Below are 18,226 nucleotides of genomic sequence, written 5' to 3' on the forward strand. Positions count from 1 at the left end.
ACGATGACCGACGACGTCCTGCTGGTCCACGGCGGAAACCCGCTCGAAGGCGAGATCCAGATCCGCGGCGCCAAGAACCTGGTCCCCAAGGCCATGGTCGCCGCGCTGCTCGGCCAGGGCCCCAGCAGACTGCGCAGCGTGCCGGACATCCGGGACGTCAAGGTCGTCCGCGGCCTGCTGCAGCTGCACGGTGTCACTGTCCGCACCGGCGACGAGGAGGGCGAGCTGATCCTCGACCCGTCGCACGTCGAGAGCGCCAACGTGGCGGACATCGACGCGCACGCGGGCTCCTCGCGCATCCCGATCCTGTTCTGCGGCCCGCTGCTGCACCGTCTCGGCCACGCGTTCATCCCGGGCCTGGGCGGCTGCGACATCGGCGGCCGGCCGGTGGACTTCCACTTCGAGGTGCTGCGCCAGTTCGGCGCCACCATCGAGAAGCACCCGCAGGGCACCTACCTGGTGGCCACCCAGCGGCTGCGCGGCACCAAGATCGAGCTGCCGTACCCGTCGGTCGGCGCCACCGAGCAGGTGCTGCTGACGGCGGTGCTCGCGGAGGGCGTCACCGAGCTGCGCAACGCCGCGATCGAGCCGGAGATCGTCGACCTGATCTGCGTGCTGCAGAAGATGGGCGCGATCATCTCGCTGGGCACCGACCGCACCATCCTGATCACCGGTGTGGACGAGCTGGACGGCTACACCCACCGGGCGCTGCCGGACCGCCTGGAGGCCGCCTCGTGGGCCTGCGCGGCGCTGGCCACCAAGGGCGACATCTACGTCCGCGGTGCCGAGCAGATCCCGATGATGACCTTCCTGAACACCTTCCGGAAGGTCGGCGGCGCCTACGAGATCGACGACGCGGGCATCCGTTTCTGGCACCCGGGCGGCGAGCTGAAGGCGATCGCCCTGGAGACCGACGTCCACCCGGGCTTCCAGACCGACTGGCAGCAGCCGCTGGTGGTGGCGCTGACCCAGGCCACCGGCCTGTCGATCGTGCACGAGACGGTGTACGAGTCCCGACTGGGCTTCACCGGCGCGCTGAACCAGATGGGCGCGCACATCCAGCTGTACCGCGAGTGCCTGGGCGGCACCCCGTGCCGGTTCGGCGCGCGCAACTTCAACCACTCCGCGGTGGTCTCCGGCCCGTCCAAGCTGATGGGCGGCGAGCTGGTCATCCCCGACCTGCGCGGCGGCTTCTCGTACCTGATCGCGGCGCTGGCGGCCGAGGGCACCTCCACGGTGCACGGCATCGACCTGATCAACCGCGGCTACGAGAACTTCATGGACAAGCTGCGCGACCTGGGCGCGCACATCGAGCTGCCGTCGGAGGCCGAGCTGGCCGCGGTCCAGCTGACCGCCTGATCCAAGGCCCGTAACAAGCCGGTGGCCGGCCTCCCCGAGGGGAGGCCGGCCACCGGTGCGTTCAGCGGAGGGTCACTTGCCCTTCGCGGCTTCCTTCAGCTTCGAGCCGGCGCTCACCTTGACGCTGAAGCCCTCGGCGATCTGGATCGGCTCGCCGGTCTGGGGGTTGCGGGCGGTGCGGGCGGCGCGCAGGGTGCGCTCGAAGGTCAGGAAACCGGGGATGGTGACCTTCTCGTCGCCCTTGGCGACGACCTCGCCGGTGATCTCGGCGAAGGCGGCCAGCACGGCGTCGGCGTCCTTGCGGGTCACCTCGGCGCGCTCGGCCAGCGCGGCCACCAGCTCACTGCGGTTCATGTGTACTCCTGTGGTCTGTTGCTCTGCCGTACGCGGAGGCATGGCCGGTCCGCGGCACGGTGCTCGTTCAGGCGAGGGGTGGTCAGGGGCCGGGCTCGCACCGCGAAGCGCCGCAAACTGCCCGCCTGGGTACGAATCCTGCCTCGACCGGCACTGAGAAAGCCAATCGGGTACCGGCGTGGTTGACCCGAACAGCGTCCGCCGGACAGAGGTGTGACGCTCCGTCGGTTCCGGGGTGGCCGGGGCGGGCGGCGGCCGGGACGACACGCCGTGGCACAACTGGGGACGTTCCGTACTTGTCGGACACGCCACCCCGTCGCAGGGCTACGGTACGCCCTGGCACCGACAAGCCCAAACACGCCCCTTTCCCTTGTGTCGCAAGGGATCCGGCACGTTCGCCGCAATCCGGCCGCGGCGACCGTGCCGGGCGCTCACCGGCTCAGAGCTGAACGGCCGGGAACGCGGCGGTGTCGAGCGTTCCGACGATGCCCGGGGTGGGCTTCGCCGGGGCCGCCTCCGCGCCGCCACGGGCCGCCACGGCGGCGTCCCGGACGGCCGCGGCGACGGTCTTGGCGACACCCGGGTGGAAGACGCTGGGGATGATGTAGTTGGCGTTCAGCTCGTCGTCGGTGACGGTGGTGGCCAGCGCGCGGGCGGCGGCCAGCATCATCTCGGTGTCGACGCTGGCGGACTGGGCGTCCAGCAGGCCGCGGAAGACACCCGGGAAGACCAGCACGTTGTTGATCTGGTTGGGGAAGTCGCTGCGGCCGGTGGCGACCACCGCGGCGGTGTGCCGGGCCACCGCCGGGTCGACCTCCGGGTCGGGGTTGGCCAGCGCGAAGACGATCGCGTCCTTGGCCATGGTGGCCAGGTCGTCGCCGTCCAGCACGTTCGGGGCGGAGACGCCGATGAAGACGTCGGCGTCGGCCACCGCCTCCTTGAGGGTGCCGGTGCGGCCGGAGCGGTTGGTGTTCTCGGCGATCCAGCGCAGGTTCTCGTTCAGGTCCTCGCGGCCCAGGTGGACCACGCCCTGCACGTCCGCCACGGTGGCGTGCGCTACGCCCGCGGCCATCAGCAGCTTGAGGATCGCGGTGCCGGCGGCGCCGGCGCCGCTCATCACCACGCGGATCTCGCCGATCTCCTTGCCGACCACCTTCAGCGCGTTGGTCAGCGCGGCCAGCACCACGATCGCGGTGCCGTGCTGGTCGTCGTGGAAGACCGGGATGTCCAGCGCCTCGCGCAGCCGGGCCTCGATCTCGAAGCAGCGCGGCGCGGAGATGTCCTCCAGGTTGATGCCGGCGAAGCCCGGGGCGATGGCCTTGACGATCGCCACGATCTCGTCGGCGTCCTGGGTGTCGAGGCACAGCGGCCACGCGTCGATGCCCGCGAAGCGCTTGAACAGCGCCGCCTTGCCCTCCATCACCGGCAGCGCGGCCTTCGGGCCGATGTTGCCCAGGCCCAGCACCGCGGAGCCGTCGGTGACCACGGCGACCGAGTTGCGCTTGATGGTCAGGCGGCGGGCGTCCTCGGGGTTCTCCGCGATCGCCATGCACACCCGGGCCACACCCGGGGTGTAGATCATGCTGAGGTCGTCACGGTTGCGGATCGGCAGCTTCGAGGACATCTCGATCTTGCCGCCGAGGTGCATCAGGAACGTACGGTCGGAGACCTTCCCGATGGTGACGCCGTCGATCGTGCGGAGCTTCTCCACGATCTCCTGGCCGTGCGCCACCGAGGACGCCGCGACGGTGACGTCGATGCGCAGCGCCTCCAGGCCGGAGGCGGTGACGTCGAGGCCGGTGACCGAGCCGCCGGAGGACTCGACCGCGGTGGTGATGGAGCTCACCGCGTTGCCGGTGGCCGGCACCTCCAACCGGACCGTGATCGAGTTCGAGACACTGGGCACCGTCGCCATCGACGTCCTTCTTCCTAGAATCAGCAGACCGTGACCGGCCTGGTAATCGCGCAGCATGCTAGGTATCGATCGTCGCACCTACCGGGTGCTTCCCAGAAATAACGTTCATTGAGTGTGCGGATCCGACAAACCCGCACGGCCCGGGCAGAGGGCCTCCTTGCCCGTGGGCGCCGATGCGTTACATTGGAACGGCACCGGCTCGATCCAAGCCCCCGGGCCCAACCTTCGTCCCTTCGAGGGACCACTTGCCGCGAGGCGAGCATGGCGGGTCGGTGTTCAGCTTCACGAAGGCCCCCCACCTCCTGGTGGGGGGCCTTCGCGTTACTTCAGCAGGGCCGGGACTCCGGCGGCGTCCGGCAGGTCGTCCGGGCCGGACAGCACCGTCAGCCGCTGGGTGGCGCGGGTCAGCGCCACGTACAGCACCCGCAGGCCCGCCTCGGACTCGCCGGCGATGCCGGTCGGGTCGGCGACCACCGTGGCGTCGTACTCCAGGCCCTTCGCCTCCAGGCTGCCCAGCGCCACCACCCGGTCGCCCAGGCCCTCGGTCCAGGACGCGGCCTCCGCGCGGCGGTCCATCGGGACGACCACCGCGACGGTGCCGTCCACCTCGGACAGCAGCCGCTCCAGCTCGGCCCGGGCGGCCTTGCCGAAGGACTCCGCGCCGGCGTCCCGGACCGCCGCGAACCGCGGGTGCACGCCGGTGGCCCGGACCGCGCTCGGCGACGGGGTGCCCGGCGCGGCCAGCGCCAGCACCTTCGCCGCCACCTCGGCGATCTCCGCCGGGTTGCGGTAGTTCACCGTCAGCGTGTGCCGGCGGCGCGGCTTACCCGCCAGCACCTCGCCCATCGCCGCCTGCGCCTCCTCGGGGAACGGCCAGGACGACTGCGCCGGGTCGCCGACGATGGTCCAGGTCGCCATCCGGGCGCGGCGGCCGATCAGCCGCCACTGCATCGGCGTGAGGTCCTGCGCCTCGTCCACGATCACGTGCGCGTACTCGCGGCGCTCCTCGGGAATGCGCTCGCGCTCGCGCCGCCCGTACGCCCGCTCGCCGTACGTGGTGACTTCCTCCAGGCCGGTCAGCAGGTCGATCGCGTCGACCTCCCGGACCTTCGGCCGGGCCGGCTCGCCGAGCAGCACCTGCAGCTCGTCAACCAGCGCCACGTCGTGCACCGACAGGTCGCCGGCGCCGCGGTCGTCCAGGTGCCGCCAGGACGCCGCCAGCAGGCGGGCCTCCTCCGGGGTGACGGCCCGGCGGGCGATCCGGTTGGTGTGCCGGTGCTGGCGCAGCGTGGCCAGCACCCGGCGCGGGGTGACGGCCGGCCACCAGGCGTCCAGGAAGTTCAGGAACGCGGCCTCGTCGGAGACGTACTCGTCGAAGGACTCGCGCTCCTCCTGGCGCTGCTCGCGCTCGCCGTGGCTGACCGGCTTCGGCAGGTCGCGCACGGCCTCCGACCAGAGCGCGTCCAGCAGCAGGCGGCGGGCGCGCGGGCGCAGCAGGTTGAGCGGGGTGCCGCCGCCGCCCACCACGTTGCCGCGCACGGTCTTCAGCCGGCCGGCGTCCAGCCGCAGCGCCTGGCCGCGGGCGAACACCTTCAGCTCGGTCGGCGCGCCCAGCTCCAGGGCCGCCCGGGCGGCCCGGCGCAGCAGCTGCACCATCCGCGAGGAGCCCTTGATCCGGGCCACCTCGGGGCTGTCGTAGCGGGCCGCCTCGATGCCGTCCACCAGACTGCCGACCGCGCGGATCGCCACCTGGCCCTCCTCGCCCAGCGAGGGCAGCACGCCCTCGGTGTAGGAGACCAGCAGCGCCGTCGGGCTGACCACCAGGATGCCGCCCGCGTAGCGGCGGCGGTCCTGGTAGAGCAGGAACGCGGCGCGGTGCAGGGCGACGGCGGTCTTGCCGGTGCCGGGGCCGCCGGTGACCAGGGTGGCGCCGGCGGCGGCCGCCCGGATCACCTCGTCCTGCTCCTTCTGGATGGACGAGACGATGTCGCGCATCGTGTGACCGCGGGCCCGGCCCAGCGTCGCCATCAGCGCGCCGTCGCCGACCACGGCGAGTTCCTCGCCGTCCAGGGTCGGGGTCAGGTCGGGACGCAGCAGGTCGTCCTCGACGCCGATGACCTTGCGGCCCTTGGAGCGGATCACCCGGCGGCGGATCACCCGGCCCGGCTCCAGCGGCGTGGCCCGGTAGAAGGGTGCGGCCGCCGGGGCCCGCCAGTCGATCACCAGCGGGCCGAACTCGGCGTCGAGCACGCCGAGCCGGCCGATGTGCAGGCTCTCGGCGACCGCCGGGTCGGCCGGGTCCATCGGTGTCTGCGAGGGAATCCCGTGTTCCTCGGGGGCGTCGGCCTGCTGGAGGTCGATGCGCCCGAAGAGGAAGTCCTCGAACTCGTTGTTCAGCCGCTGCAGGTGCGCGCCGGCGCGGTACACCTGGGCGTCGCGCTCGGCGAGTGCGCCGGGGGTGCCGACCTGCACGCGCTTCGCGGCGTCCTCCAGGATGTACTCCGCCTCGGCGAGCTTCTCCTCGAGCCGTTGGTAGACGGTGTCGAGATGCTGCTGCTCCTCCGCGATCTCGCGGTCGCGGAGAGTATCGGTGTGGTGCTCGGCAGAGCCGTGCGCGCCCAAGGAGCCCCCAGAGGTGCGGAGAAAAAGGCGGACGGACGATCTTACGGGATGAACTGTTCCGCGGACGAGGACCCCCGCCCACCGACGCCCGGACCGGGGACCGGGGACCGGCCCGGAACGCACGAGAGCCGCCCTCCTGGTGGAGGACGGCTCTGCGATGCACATGGGGTGGTGGAGATGCCGGGAATCGAACCCGGGTCCAGTGGAGAGGATTCAGGACTTCTCCGAGCGCAGTCCGCTGTGAGTTTCTCGGCCCTGGCAGTCACGCGGACAAGCCGCCAACAGGCCCAGCCACTGTTTGATTTCCCCGCCACCCCCGTGACCGGAGTGGAAGGTTGAGTTCCCTAGATTATGCCAGGATCCGGGTCGGGAACGCCCCGGGCTGACACCCATTCACTTTCGCAGATCAGGCTGCGAGAGCGAACTGCTGGGAATCGCGCTTAGAGTTGGCGATTATATTTTTGCGACAGATGGTTTACGAGATCATTGCCGCGTTCCTCGGCTCGCTTCTCCTGTTTCGACAGCCACTGTCGAAACCGATCATCCCCATGTTGATTTGACAAACAGCACCGGCGGGCGAGGCCCTCCGGGTGATGCGCTGCCATAGTACTCGGGCGGCGCGTCAAGGGTCCAGCGCATTAACGAGCGGCGGCCGGCGGGTTCTTCGCGGCCGCCCCCGGAGTGCCCAACTGCTGGGCCAGCCACGGCAGCTGGCGCTCGAAGGCGCCGGCGGCGAACTGCCAGACGTGCCGCCCGGGCTCGACGTTCAGGCGGGTGGTCAGCCCGGCCTTCCCGGCCGCCGCCTCCAGCTGCTTGGCGTGCGCGAGCTGCCCGCTCTCCTGGTCGCCGACGTCGAACATCCCGGTGACGCCCTTGTACTTGCCGCGGTGCGCGGCCAACACGGTCTGCGGGTCGTAGGCGGCCCAGGCGGCGGCGTCGCCGCCGTACAGCTTCTCGATGGTCTGCTGCTTGTCGCCGATGTACGGGCCGAGGTCGCCGGAGATGTCCAGGAAGTGGCCGAACACCTCGGGGTGGGCGGCGGTCAGGGTGATCGCGCAGGTGCCGCCCATCGACCAGCCGGCCATCGCCCACTTCTTCGGGTCGGCGGACGTGTCGAAGGTCTTCTCGACGTACTTCGGCAGGTCCTTGACCAGGTGGTCGGCGGCGTTCCCGGCCGGGCCGTCCACGCATTCGGTGTCGACCTTGAAGCCGCCGGTGGCGTCCGCGAACACCAGCACCGGGGAGAAGCCGTTGTGCTTGGCCGCGTAGGCGTCGGCGGTCTTCACCGCGTTGCCGGCCCGCACCCAGTTGTCGGGGGCGGCGAACTCGCCGCCGACCATCTCCACCACCGGCAGCTTGGGCCGCGTCTTGCTGCGGAACCAGGCCGGCGGCAGGTACACCAGCTCCTGCCGGTGCGCGAAGCCGCTCGGCACCGCGGGGACGTCCACCGCGACCACCCGGCCGGTGCCGGTGCGGCCGGTGGTCTGCAGCGCCTGGTCCAGGCTCATCTGGTCGGGCACCGGGGAGCCGGAGAGTTCGCCGATCGCGTCGCCCAGCGTCGGGTAGTAGCCGGTCGCCGCGTTCAGCGTGTTCGCCCCGGCCAGCACCGCCGCCAGCATCGCGACGGGCACCGCCGCCCGGTGCCACCAGCGCGCCCCGCGCCAGCCGGCCACCAGCACCAGGGCGGCGAGCAGTGCCACGCCCAGCCAGACCCACAGCGCGGCGGGAAGCGGGTCGGTGATCCCGGACAGCTCCAGCACCCCGACGGCGAGCAGCCCCGCCGCGCCGGCCGCCGCGCCGACCGCCACCGGCAGCCGGCGCAGCCACCAGCGGCGTCCGGGCCGGCCGATCGCGGCCAGCAGTGCGGCGACGGCGAGCGCGCGCACCGTCCACGGGAACCAGCCGTCCAGTAGCGATATGTCCACTCGAGGATGGTAGGCGCCCGGGCGGTGGCGGTGCTGGTCCCGCGGGTGGACGGTGACGAAGCTGCGACAGTGCCGCCGGTCAGCTGCCGGTGCCCGGCACGCCGAGTTCCTTGGCCAGCCAGGGCAGCGATTCCCGGAACGCGAAAGCGCCGAACTGCCAGTCGTGCTTGCCGGGGTGGATCTGCACGCTGGTCTTCAGGCCGGCGGCCTTCGAGAGCTTGTCGAGCTCCTGGGCGGTGTTGCGGTGCGCCTCGGTCTCCTCGGAGCCGACCATGAACATGCCGCTGGAGTTCTGGTAGGTGTCCTTCTTCGCCTTCGCCATCACCGTCGCCGGGTCGTGCGCCTCCCAGGCGGCCACGTCGCCGCCGAACAGCTGGTTGATGGTGGTCTGCTTGCCGCCGAGGTTGGGGCCCATGTCGCCGGAGATGCCGACGAAGTGACCGAACACCTCGGGGTGGACCACGCCGAGGTCGACGGCGCAGGTGCCGCCCATCGACCAGCCGACCACGCCCCAGGAGCGCGGCCCGGTGGCGGTGTCGAAGGTCTTCGTGATGTACGGCGGGATGTCCTTGACCAGGTGGTCCTCGGCCTTGCCGTGGGCGCCGTTGACGCACTCGGTGTCGACGTTGAAGCCGCCGGTGGCGTCGACCATCACCAGGATCGGGGCGTAGCCGTTGTGCGCGGCGGCGAAGTCGTCGGCGGTCTTGACGACTTCACCGGCCCGGATCCAGTTGTCGGGGGCGGCGAACTGGCCGCCGATCATCTCCACCACGGGCAGCTTGGGCCGCGTCTTGCTGCGGAACCAGGCCGGGGGCAGGTAGACCTTCTCGCGGCGGTGCTTGAAGCCGCTCGCGTCGGCGGGGATGTCCACCACGACGACCCGGCCCTCGGTGGCCTTGCCGACGGTGGTGAGGGCCTCCTCGAGGCTCATCTCCTGCGGCACCGGCGCGCCCGACAGGTCGCCCAGCGCGGCGTCCACGCTCGGGTAGTAACCGGTCGAGATGTTCAGCGAGTTGGCGGCGCACAGCATCGACAGTCCGGCGGCCACCGGCACCGCGGCCAGGTTCCACCACTCGGAGTTGCGGACGCCGGCCGCCAGACTGCCGAGCGCGAGCAGGGCGCAGCACAGCCAGAACCACAGGCCGAACGGCAGCGGGTCGTCGATGTCCCCGAACACCTTGGCCAGCAGCGCGAGCAGCGCGGTCAGCGCGACCGCGCCTCCGGCCACCCAGGGAAGTCTGCGGCGCAACCAGAACGGACTGACCCGGAACAGCGCCACCGCGGCCGCCGCCAGGGCGAGTATCCGCAAGGTCCAGGGCAGCCAACCGCTCAGCAGTGAGATCTCCACCCACAGATCGTACGCAAGCCCCAACTGCGCAGGCCCCAACTGTCCGCGTACGACCGGGAGGTACTGTTTACCTGACGTGCAGTCAACCGCTCCTGGCGGCGGCCTCAGCCCTGCCGGCGGCGGGCCGCGGCAACGGCGCGGTCGGACTCGCGGCGGTCCTGGCGCTCGCGCAGGGTCTGCCGCTTGTCGTAGAGCTTCTTGCCGACGGCGAGGGCGATTTCGAGCTTCGCGCGGCCGTCCTTGAAGTACAGGGACAGCGGGACCAGCGTGTGGCCGGTCTCCTTGGCCTTGGACTCCAGCTTGCGGATCTCCATCTTGTGCAGCAGCAACTTGCGCTTGCGGCGGGCCGAGTGGTTGGTCCAGGTGCCCTGGGTGTACTCGGGGATGAAGACGTTGTCGATCCAGGCCTCGCCGCCCTGGATGTACGCGTAGCCGTCGACCAGGTTGGCCCGGCCCTCGCGGAGCGACTTGACCTCGGTTCCGGTGAGCACCATTCCGCACTCGTAGGTGTCGAGGATGGTGTATTCGTGCCGCGCCTTCTTGTTCTGCGCGACCAGCTTCTTGCCCGTTTCCTTTGCCATAGCTCCGTCATTCTCGCACCTCGGGGGCGCCCTCGGCAGCCCCTTTACGGCGCGCCGGACGGTTCGGGGGCGGGGCTCAGCCCGTCCAGCACCCGCAGGGCGAGGTTCTCGGTGCCGGTGTCGTCGCCGGCGGGGGCGGGAACGTCGGGCTGGACGCCGGTGCCGTCCGGGGAGCGGCCGGCTGGGGTCTGGTAGCGGCCGACGGTGAGTTCGAGCACCGAGCCGTCGGCGAGCGTGCTGGGCTGCTGGACGGTGCCCTTGCCGAAGGTGCGCTCGCCCACCAGGACGGCCCGGGAGCGGTCCTGCAGGGCGCCGGCCAGGAGTTCGGCGGCGCTCATGGTGCCGCCGTCGACCAGCACCACCAGCGGGACGGCGGTGTCGCCGCCGGGGGTGGCGGTCAGTTCGCGGTGCTCGCCGCGCGCCTGGTAGCTGGCCACCGGGCCGCCGTCGAGGAACGCCGAGGCGACGCCGACGGCCTCCTCGACCAGGCCGCCGGAGTTGCCGCGCAGGTCCAGCACCACGCCGCGGGCACCGGCCGCGGCGGCCCGCACCTGGCCGGCCACGCCCTTGGTGAAGGCGTGCACCGCGATCCGCGCCACGCCGGGGCTGGGGCGGTCGGTCTCGACCTCACGGGCGGCCAGTTCGGCCCGGGTCAGGCCGAGTTCGCGCACCGGCCCGTCGCCGTCCTGCACGCCGACCACGACCTCGCTGCCGGCCGGGCCGCCGCGCAGCCGGGACACCAGTTCGGTGACCGGCAGTTGAGCGGCCGGGACGCCGTCCACGCTGACCAGCCGGTCGCCCACGGCGATGCCGGCCCGGGCGGCGGGCGAGCCGGGCAGCACCTCGGCCACCTCGGTGGGGCCGTCGGCGCTGCGCTCGACGGTCAGTCCGACGCCCGGGTAGCGGCCGCCGGTGAAGTCCCGGTACTGCTGCGGGCTGAGGTAGGCCGCCCACCGATCGCCGCTGGCGCCGACCAGCTGCCGGGCCTCCTGCGGGCTCAGGTCGGCCCCGGACAGGTCCGCGCCGCGGACCCCGTCGGACGACAAAGGGGCCCGGGACGAACCGATCGGTTCGCCCCAGGCCCCGGAAGCGGCTCCGGCGAACAGCACGGCGCCGAACACCAGGCCGAGGGTCATCCCCTGGCGTACACGTGGAGCTGTCGGCATGCCAGCGAGTGTAGGGCCACCGGCGGGCGCTGCCGACGGCCCGTCAGACCTTCAGGTACTTGCGCAGGGTGAAGAACGCCGCGATGCCGGCCATCGCCATACCGACCACCACCAGCAGCGGAATGACCGCCAGCACCGAGGACAGGCCGATGAAGTTGATGAACAGCACCTTCTTCGCCAACCACCCGTGGACGAAGAAGTGACCACCCAGAAGCAGCAGCGAGGCCAGGCCCGCGCCGAGCAGCGCGGAGAACGCGGCCTCCGCGATGAACGGCATCTGCACGTAGAAGTTGGAGGCGCCGACCAGCCGCATGATGCCGGTCTCGCGGCGCCGGCTGAACGCCGACACCCGGACGGTGTTGACGATCAGCAGCAGCGCCACGCAGAGCATCAGTGCCATGATCACGAAGGCGGCGGTCTGCAGGCCGCGCAGCAGGCCGAACAGGTTCTCCAGGATCTTGCGCTGGTCCTCGACCGACTTCACGCCGGGCTTGCCGGCGTAGGCGCTCTGGATCACGTCGTACTTGGTCGGGTCGTTGAGCTTGACCCGCCAGGACGCCGGCAGCGCGTCCGGACCGACCGCCGCGAGCAGCGGGTTGTCCGGGTTGGACGCCTTGAAGCGCTGGTACGCCTCCTGCGAGCTCTCGAAGGTCGCGCTCTGCACCAGCTCGGTACGCTTGTCCAGGTCGGCCTTGACGTCCCTGATCTGGTCTTCGGTGGCCGCGCCGGCCGCGCACTGGGCGGAGTTGTGGTCCGACTTGGCGCAGAAGTAGATGCTGACTTCGACCTTGTCGTACCAGTAATCCTTCATGGAGTTGACCTGGTCGCGGACCAACAGCGAGGCACCGGCGAGGGCGAGCGAGAGCGCGACACTGACCACGACGGCGATCGTCATGGTCAGGTTGCGGCGGAGACCGACGCCGATCTCCGACAGAACGAACTGGGCGCGCATGCTTCTCTCTTCTAGCTCTGGTAGCCGTAGACGCCGCGGGCCTGGTCACGGACCAGCAGACCCTTGTCGAGCTCGATGACGCGCTTGCGCATCTGGTCGACGATCGCCTGGTCGTGGGTGGCCATCAGCACGGTGGTGCCGGTCCGGTTGATCCGGTCCAGCAGCTTCATGATTCCGACCGAGTTCTGCGGGTCGAGGTTGCCGGTGGGCTCGTCGGCGATCAGCAGCATCGGACGGTTCACGAACGCGCGGGCGATCGCCACACGCTGCTGCTCACCACCCGACAGCTCGCCGGGCATCCGCTCCTCCTTGCCGCCGAGGCCGACCAGGTCGAGCACCTCGGGCACCACCTTGTTGATGGCGCTCTTCGGCTTGCCGATGACCTCCAGGGCGAACGCCACGTTCTGCCCCACGGTCTTGTTCGGCAGCAGGCGGAAGTCCTGGAAGACGGTGCCCAGTTGGCGCCGCATGTGCGGCACCTTCCAGTTGGAGAGCTTGCCCAGGTCCTTGCCGAGGACGTGCACCTCGCCGGTGGACGGGCGCTCCTCGCGCAGGCACAGGCGCAGGAACGTCGACTTGCCCGAACCGGACGAGCCGACCAGGAAGACGAACTCGCCCTTCTCGATCTCCAGCGAGACGTTGTCCAGGGCCGGACGGTTCTGCTTGGGATAGGTCTTGGAGACGTTGTCGAATCTGATCACGGCTGCATCACGGGGCCATCCTAGGTGGATCGGAGCCAGTGACCTTACGCGATGCCCTTGCGTACCCGCAGTAACCGGGCAGCTACCCATGGGGATTTCGTCTGCTTCGGTTCCGGTTCGGACCCGAAATTGCGAGCTACGTCACAGCTCGATAACCCTTCCCCTCCGGGGGCCCAGGTGTCCGGAACCTGGCAGAGTGGTAGGGAGTCGGAACAGAAGCCGCCTCCGGCACGTTGGCTATGCAGCAAGGAGGACACGCATGACCTGCGACCAACTGGTGTGCGCCAACTGCAACGGCCGCGTCATCGACGGCCGCTGCCCGGTGTGTCGCGCCAACCGCGCCCGGCTCCAGCAGGAGCAGCACGGGCCGTTCGCCACGCTCAACCCGACGGTGCTACTGGCCGTCCTGTGCGCCGCCCTGATCGCGCTGGCGCTGCTCGCCCGCTGATCCCCAGGACCGAGAACACGGAAAGGGCCCCACCGCCGAAGCGGTGGGGCCCTTTCTCATTGCCTCGCCATGACGCTCAGCTCTCGCGCTGCTTGCGCCACCGGATGCCGGCTTCGATGCTGCGTCTGATGTTCATCTCAGCCGGCCTCCTCCCTCGCAGTGTCAGCTCTCGCGCTGCTTGCGCCACCGGATGCCGGCTTCGATGAAGCCGTCGATGTCGCCGTCCAGCACGCCCTGCGGGTTGCCGACCTCGTGCTCGGTGCGCAGGTCCTTGACCATCTGGTACGGGTGCAGGACGTAGGAGCGCATCTGGTTGCCCCAGGAGCTGCCGCTGTCCTTGAGCGCGTCCATCGCGGCGCGCTCCTCCTGGCGGCGCCGCTCCAGCAGCTTGGCCTGGAGGACGTTCATCGCCGAGGCCTTGTTCTGGATCTGCGAGCGCTCGTTCTGGCAGGAGACCACCACGCCGGTGGGCAGGTGGGTGATGCGGACCGCGGAGTCGGTGGTGTTGACGCCCTGGCCGCCGGGGCCGGAGGCGCGGTACACGTCGATGCGCAGGTCGCCCTCGTCGATGTCGACGTGGTCGGACTGCTCGACGACGGGGAGCACCTCGACGCCGGCGAAGGAGGTCTGGCGGCGGCCCTGGTTGTCGAACGGGGAGATGCGCACCAGGCGGTGGGTGCCCTGCTCGACGGAGAGGGTGCCGTAGGCGTAGGGGGCCTTGACGGTGAAGGTCGCGGACTTGATGCCGGCCTCTTCGGCGTACGAGGTGTCGTAGACCTCGGTCGGGTAGCCGTGCCGCTCGGCCCAGCGCAGGTACATGCGCATCAGCTGCTCGGCGAAGTCGGCGGCGTCGACGCCGCCCGCCTCGGCACGGATGTTGACGAGGGCCTCACGGGCGTCGTACTCGCCGGAGAGCAGCGTGCGCACCTCCAGCTCCTCGACGGCCTTCTTGACGGCCTCCAGCTCGTTCTCGGCCTCGACGCGGGTGTCCGCGTCGTCCTCGGCCTCGGCGAGCTCGAACAGGACGCCCAGGTCCTCGACCCGGCCGCGCAGGGACTCCACCTTGCGCAGCTCGCCCTGGAGGAAGGAGAGCCGGCTGGTGACCTTCTGCGCGTTCGCGACGTCGTCCCACAGGGTGGGGACGGCTGCCTCCTCCTCCAGGGTTGCGATGTCGGCCCGGATCTTGTCCAGGTCGAGGACTGCCTCGATCGACGACATGGTCGAGTCGAGGTTCTTGAGCTCTTCGGAAGGATCGACGGCTGCCACGCCCACAAGGGTAATGGTTCGCCGGGGGGGCTCGGCTACAACCGGGGGTACCAGGCGGTGTGGACGGCTCCGGCGGTGGACGCGGGGGGCTCCGCGGCGAACGCCGTCCAGGCGGCGGCGGCCCCCGCGAGCAGCAGGATCACCGCGATCAGCACGGCCAGCGTGCGGCGGCGGCGGATCTGCTGGGCCCGGGTGCGCCGGTGGGCGGGCGCGGGCTGGGTGCGCTGGGCGCGGGACTCCTCCGCGTAGGAGGCGAGCTCCCCGGCGGACGGGCGGCGCAGGCTGGTGTGGGTGTCGCGGGTGGAGTCGGGGGTGGGCCCGGGCACCAGCGGGACGGCGGGGCCGCGGCGGCGGCGGTGGGTGCCGCGGCCGGTCTCCGTCTCGGCGTAGACGGCCTCGCCGGGGGTGGGCGCCTCCTCGGTGGCGGTCCGCTGGGCGGGCACCGCGAGCGGGCCGACCCCGGCCAGTTCGGGCAGCAGCTCGCGCAGCCGGGAGGCCAGTTCGGCGGCCCGCAGCCGGGAGGCGGGGGCCTTGGCCAGGCATTCGGAGATGATCCGCCACAGGCCGTCCGGCATCCCCTCGACCGGCGGGACGTTCTCGGTGACGTGCCGGCGCAGCACCGCGCCGGTGTGGCCGCCGCCGAACGGGGTGGTGCCGGTGAGCAGTTCGTACAGCACGGTGGCGAGGGCGTAGATGTCGACGGCGGCGCGCGGCTCCAGGCCCTCGATGATCTCGGGGGCCAGGTAGTCGGGGGTGCCGATGATCCGGGTGGCCCGGGTGCGGCGGGGGGCGTCGACCAGGCGGGCGATGCCGAAGTCGGTGAGCTTGGCGCGCGGGGCGCCGCCGGGGCCGGGCGGGGCCGCCAGGTCGAGCAGGACGTTCTCCGGCTTGACGTCGCGGTGCACGATGCCGGCGGCGTGCGCGGCGGCCAGGCCGTCGGCGACGTCGGCGATCACCGAGGCGGCGACCAGCGGGTCGAGCACGCCGTCGCGCTCCAGGCGGGTGCGCAGGTCGGTGCCCTGGACCAGGTCCATCACCAGGGCGAGGTCACTGCCGTCCACCACCATGTCGTGCACGCCGACCACCCGCGGGTGGTCGAGGCAGGTCAGTGCGGTGCGCTCCTGGACGAAACGGCCGACCAGGACCTGGTCGGCGGCCAGGTCCTCGCGCAGCAGCTTCACCGCCACCGGCCCGTCCGGGCCCTCGCCGAGCCACACCGTGCCGGCCGAGCCGCGGCCGATCACCTGGTGGACCGTGTACCGGCTGCCGATCTTGCGTGCCAATGCTGCTCCGTGGGCTCGTGAGGTCGGTGCTCGCGGAACAACCTACGCGCCCGAGCGGCCTCCGGGGGCCGCGGAGGGCCCCCGGAGCGGTTCCGATCCGGAGGAATTTCGTCGGAGTGTCGACAAAGCGTCAAACCTAGTTGCCGGTATGGCTGCCGATCCAGGACTTCGCCGAATCGAACCAGCCCACCACGTTGTGCCAGTAGTCCGGGAGCGGCGTGAAGTTCCACAGCGCCAGGCAGCCCAGCGCCAGCACCACCAGCACCAGCAGGCAGCCCTTCGCGCAGCCCAGGCCGGGGATCCACATCCGGTTGCGGCTGCGCGGGCGCGGCTCGCGCTCCCGCGCCCGGGGCGGCTCCGGCTCCCGGTACGGCGGCTCCTGGCGGCGCGGCGGGGCCGGTTCGGGCCGGCGCTGCGGCGCCGCGTGGCCCTGCGGGCGGCCGTCGTAGCCGGGCGGCGGGCCGGGCTGCTGCGCCTGGTACGGCTGCGGGGCGACCGGCGGGCGACCACCGCGGCCCTGCGGGTACTGGCCGCCGGGCTGGCCGCCGCCCTGCTGCGGGTGCCCGCCCTGCTGCGGGTGCCGGCCGGGCTGCGGCTGGTACGGGCCCGGCTGCGGGGCGTACCGGCCGCCGCCGGGCGGCGGGCCGGGCTGCGGGGCCTGGTACGGCGGCGGGGCGACCGGCGGGCGCTGCCCGGGCGGCGGGTACTGGCCGGCCTGGTAGGGGCGGGGCGCGACCTGCGGGTCGGCCAGGTCCTCCGGCTCGAAGTAGCCGATCCGGGTCTGCTCGTTGCGGTCCCGGGCGGCCTGCAGCTGGGTCTGCCACGGGTGCGGCCCGTCCGGCCGCGCGGGCGGCTGCTCGGGCGCGGGCGGCATCGCGGGCATCACCCTGGTGCGGTCCGCGGGCGGCGCGGGCGGCTGCGGGCTCATCAGCTGGGTGCGGTCCTCGGCGCCCTGGACGGCCTGACTGTGCGTCATGACCTGGGTGGCGGCGGCCGGGTCGTACCCGTTGCCGCCGAACGCGGGGTCGTGGGCCGGCGCGGCCGGGGCGAGCGCGGGGTCGGGCACCAGCAGGGCGGCGACCGACAGGGCGGCGTCCACGGCGGCGGGCGAGGAGTGCACGCCGATGCCGGCCGCCACCACCCGCAGCGCCTCGGCCAGCGAGACGGCGGTGGGCCGCTCGGCCGGGTCCTTGCGCAGGCAGCGCTCGACCACCGTCCACAGCGGCTCGGGCATGGTGCGGGGGCGCTGCGGCTCCTGCGCGAGGTGGGCCTGCAGGATCGCCAGCGGGTTGTCGCCCTGGAACGGCGGGCGGCCGGTGACCAGTTCGTACAGCATGATGCCGGCGCCGTAGACGTCCACCGCGGCGGTCTGCGGGCGGCCGTCGGCGGACTCCGGGGCGACGTACACGGGGGTGCCGACGAACTCGTGGGTACGGGTGATGCCCGGGGAGTCGGCAAGGCGGGCGATGCCGAAGTCGGTGAGCATCGGGTACATCTGCTCGCCGCCGTCCATCTCCAGGGTGGCCAGCAGGACGTTGGCGGGCTTCAGGTCGCGGTGCACCACGCCGTCGGCGTGGCTGGCGGCCAGCGCGTCGGCGATCTGCGCCATCAGCAGCGCGCCGGCGATCGGCGACAGCGGGCCGGACTCGCGCAGGTAGCGGAACAGGTCGGGGCCGTCGATCAGGTCCATCACCAGGGCGAGCAGCTCGCCCTCCACCACCAGGTCGCGGGTGCGCACGATGTTGGGGTGGGTCAGCCGCAGCAGGACGGAGCGCTCGCGCAGGAAGCGCATCACCACGTCCGGGTCGGCGGCGAGCTCCTCGCGCAGCACCTTCACCGCGACGGCCTGGCCGGGCTGCAGGCCCGGCACGGCGACGTCCTCGCGCACCCGGCCGCGCCAGACCGTGCCGGTCGCTCCGCGTCCGAGGCTCTCCTCGAGCAAGTACTTGCTTCCGACAGGCCGCACCTGTGCACTCCGTTCGGTCACCCCGCGCCCGCTGCGGGGCCGCGTTCCGGCACTCCCCCGTTCCCGTGAACGGCGCCGGGGCCTTTGGGATCCGCCCGCGCGCGAGGGCTCCCGGTTTTCGGCAACTCTAACGGTGCCCGCGCGGGTTTCCGAGGTGTTGCCGGGGCCCGTCGCGCGCTGTCGGCCACCTGGGGCGCCGGGGTCTCCTTGACCTGACTCGGCGTCGGATTCACCATGGCGATGATCGCAAGATCGTCAAATCCGGTACCGTGCGCGGACTGTCCGTCCCGAGTGGCAGGATGGCAGGCACCACACGTGTGCAGAAGGGACCCCGGGCGTG

14 protein-coding genes and 1 other RNA gene are annotated in these 18,226 nt (G+C 71.8%); 2 read left to right on the plus strand and 13 right to left on the minus strand.

Features of this window, described 5'->3' with window-relative positions; all coding sequences use genetic code 11:
- Positions 1 to 3 precede the first annotated feature (3 nt).
- A complete protein-coding gene (gene murA, locus ACFYS8_RS31565) occupies positions 4 to 1,359 on the plus strand; it encodes a UDP-N-acetylglucosamine 1-carboxyvinyltransferase (protein ID WP_387647556.1) in 1,356 nt (451 codons plus the stop codon).
- A 72-nt stretch (positions 1,360 to 1,431) separates the two neighbouring features.
- Here murA and ACFYS8_RS31570 read toward each other — a convergent pair whose 3' ends face one another.
- The 10 genes from ACFYS8_RS31570 to ftsE all read right to left on the minus strand — a co-directional run bounded on the left by ACFYS8_RS31570 (position 1,432) and on the right by ftsE (position 12,923).
- Complete coding sequence (locus tag ACFYS8_RS31570) at positions 1,432 to 1,713, minus strand: HU family DNA-binding protein (RefSeq protein WP_014136004.1); 282 nt, start codon at positions 1,711 to 1,713, stop codon at positions 1,432 to 1,434.
- Between the two features lie 439 nt (positions 1,714 to 2,152).
- The gene (locus ACFYS8_RS31575) at positions 2,153 to 3,628 is read right to left on the minus strand and encodes an NAD-dependent malic enzyme (RefSeq protein ID WP_387647559.1); all 1,476 of its coding nucleotides are present in this window, start codon (positions 3,626 to 3,628) and stop codon (positions 2,153 to 2,155) included.
- A gap of 321 nt (positions 3,629 to 3,949) precedes the next feature.
- Positions 3,950 to 6,250, minus strand: coding sequence for a HelD family protein (locus ACFYS8_RS31580; RefSeq protein WP_387647561.1), 2,301 nt, complete (start codon positions 6,248 to 6,250; stop codon positions 3,950 to 3,952).
- A 169-nt stretch (positions 6,251 to 6,419) separates the two neighbouring features.
- Positions 6,420 to 6,798: a transfer-messenger RNA gene (gene ssrA / locus ACFYS8_RS31585) on the minus strand.
- A gap of 90 nt (positions 6,799 to 6,888) precedes the next feature.
- A complete protein-coding gene (locus tag ACFYS8_RS31590; protein ID WP_387647564.1) occupies positions 6,889 to 8,175 on the minus strand; it encodes an alpha/beta hydrolase in 1,287 nt (428 codons plus the stop codon).
- Between the two features lie 79 nt (positions 8,176 to 8,254).
- On the minus strand, positions 8,255 to 9,523 hold the full coding sequence (locus ACFYS8_RS31595; protein ID WP_387647566.1) for an alpha/beta hydrolase: 1,269 nt from the start codon (positions 9,521 to 9,523) through the stop codon (positions 8,255 to 8,257).
- Between the two features lie 104 nt (positions 9,524 to 9,627).
- Positions 9,628 to 10,104 carry an SsrA-binding protein SmpB gene (smpB, locus tag ACFYS8_RS31600; RefSeq protein ID WP_387647568.1) on the minus strand — a complete coding sequence of 159 codons (477 nt, stop codon included), beginning with the start codon at positions 10,102 to 10,104 and terminating at the stop codon, positions 9,628 to 9,630.
- 44 nt (positions 10,105 to 10,148) lie between these two features.
- A complete protein-coding gene (locus ACFYS8_RS31605) occupies positions 10,149 to 11,270 on the minus strand; it encodes a S41 family peptidase (RefSeq protein ID WP_387647570.1) in 1,122 nt (373 codons plus the stop codon).
- A gap of 43 nt (positions 11,271 to 11,313) precedes the next feature.
- Positions 11,314 to 12,222 (minus strand): permease-like cell division protein FtsX, encoded by a 909-nt coding sequence (ftsX, locus tag ACFYS8_RS31610; protein WP_387647572.1) that lies wholly within the window; start codon positions 12,220 to 12,222, stop codon positions 11,314 to 11,316.
- An 11-nt stretch (positions 12,223 to 12,233) separates the two neighbouring features.
- Positions 12,234 to 12,923 carry a cell division ATP-binding protein FtsE gene (gene ftsE / locus ACFYS8_RS31615; protein ID WP_387647574.1) on the minus strand — a complete coding sequence of 230 codons (690 nt, stop codon included), beginning with the start codon at positions 12,921 to 12,923 and terminating at the stop codon, positions 12,234 to 12,236.
- Between the two features lie 259 nt (positions 12,924 to 13,182).
- Here ftsE and ACFYS8_RS31620 point away from each other — a divergent pair, with 259 nt between their 5' ends.
- Positions 13,183 to 13,371, plus strand: coding sequence for a hypothetical protein (locus ACFYS8_RS31620; protein WP_387647576.1), 189 nt, complete (start codon positions 13,183 to 13,185; stop codon positions 13,369 to 13,371).
- 162 nt (positions 13,372 to 13,533) lie between these two features.
- Here the strand turns inward: ACFYS8_RS31620 and prfB are convergent, their stop codons facing one another.
- The 3 genes from prfB to ACFYS8_RS31635 form a co-directional block, all read right to left on the minus strand.
- A complete protein-coding gene (prfB, locus tag ACFYS8_RS31625; RefSeq protein ID WP_387647578.1) occupies positions 13,534 to 14,637 on the minus strand; it encodes a peptide chain release factor 2 in 1,104 nt (367 codons plus the stop codon).
- A 35-nt stretch (positions 14,638 to 14,672) separates the two neighbouring features.
- Positions 14,673 to 15,920 carry a serine/threonine-protein kinase gene (locus ACFYS8_RS31630; protein ID WP_387647580.1) on the minus strand — a complete coding sequence of 416 codons (1,248 nt, stop codon included), beginning with the start codon at positions 15,918 to 15,920 and terminating at the stop codon, positions 14,673 to 14,675.
- Positions 15,921 to 16,056: 136 nt separating this feature from the next.
- Positions 16,057 to 17,886, minus strand: coding sequence for a serine/threonine-protein kinase (locus ACFYS8_RS31635; RefSeq protein WP_387647583.1), 1,830 nt, complete (start codon positions 17,884 to 17,886; stop codon positions 16,057 to 16,059).
- Positions 17,887 to 18,226 lie beyond the last annotated feature (340 nt).

Source organism: Kitasatospora sp. NPDC004615, assembly GCF_042873545.1.
In the GTDB taxonomy this organism is placed as follows: Bacteria; Actinomycetota; Actinomycetes; order Streptomycetales; family Streptomycetaceae; genus Kitasatospora.

What these genes read in the sequence shown, in the direction of transcription:
- murA (WP_387647556.1), top strand. Translation starts at nt 4, where the DNA reads ATGACCGACGACGTCCTGCTGGTCCACGGCGGAAACCCGCTCGAAGGC.
- ACFYS8_RS31570 (WP_014136004.1), bottom strand. Translation starts at nt 1,713, where the DNA reads ATGAACCGCAGTGAGCTGGTGGCCGCGCTGGCCGAGCGCGCCGAGGTG.
- ACFYS8_RS31575 (WP_387647559.1), bottom strand. Translation starts at nt 3,628, where the DNA reads ATGGCGACGGTGCCCAGTGTCTCGAACTCGATCACGGTCCGGTTGGAG.
- smpB (WP_387647568.1), bottom strand. Translation starts at nt 10,104, where the DNA reads ATGGCAAAGGAAACGGGCAAGAAGCTGGTCGCGCAGAACAAGAAGGCG.
- ACFYS8_RS31605 (WP_387647570.1), bottom strand. Translation starts at nt 11,270, where the DNA reads ATGCCGACAGCTCCACGTGTACGCCAGGGGATGACCCTCGGCCTGGTG.
- ftsX (WP_387647572.1), bottom strand. Translation starts at nt 12,222, where the DNA reads ATGCGCGCCCAGTTCGTTCTGTCGGAGATCGGCGTCGGTCTCCGCCGC.
- ACFYS8_RS31620 (WP_387647576.1), top strand. Translation starts at nt 13,183, where the DNA reads ATGACCTGCGACCAACTGGTGTGCGCCAACTGCAACGGCCGCGTCATC.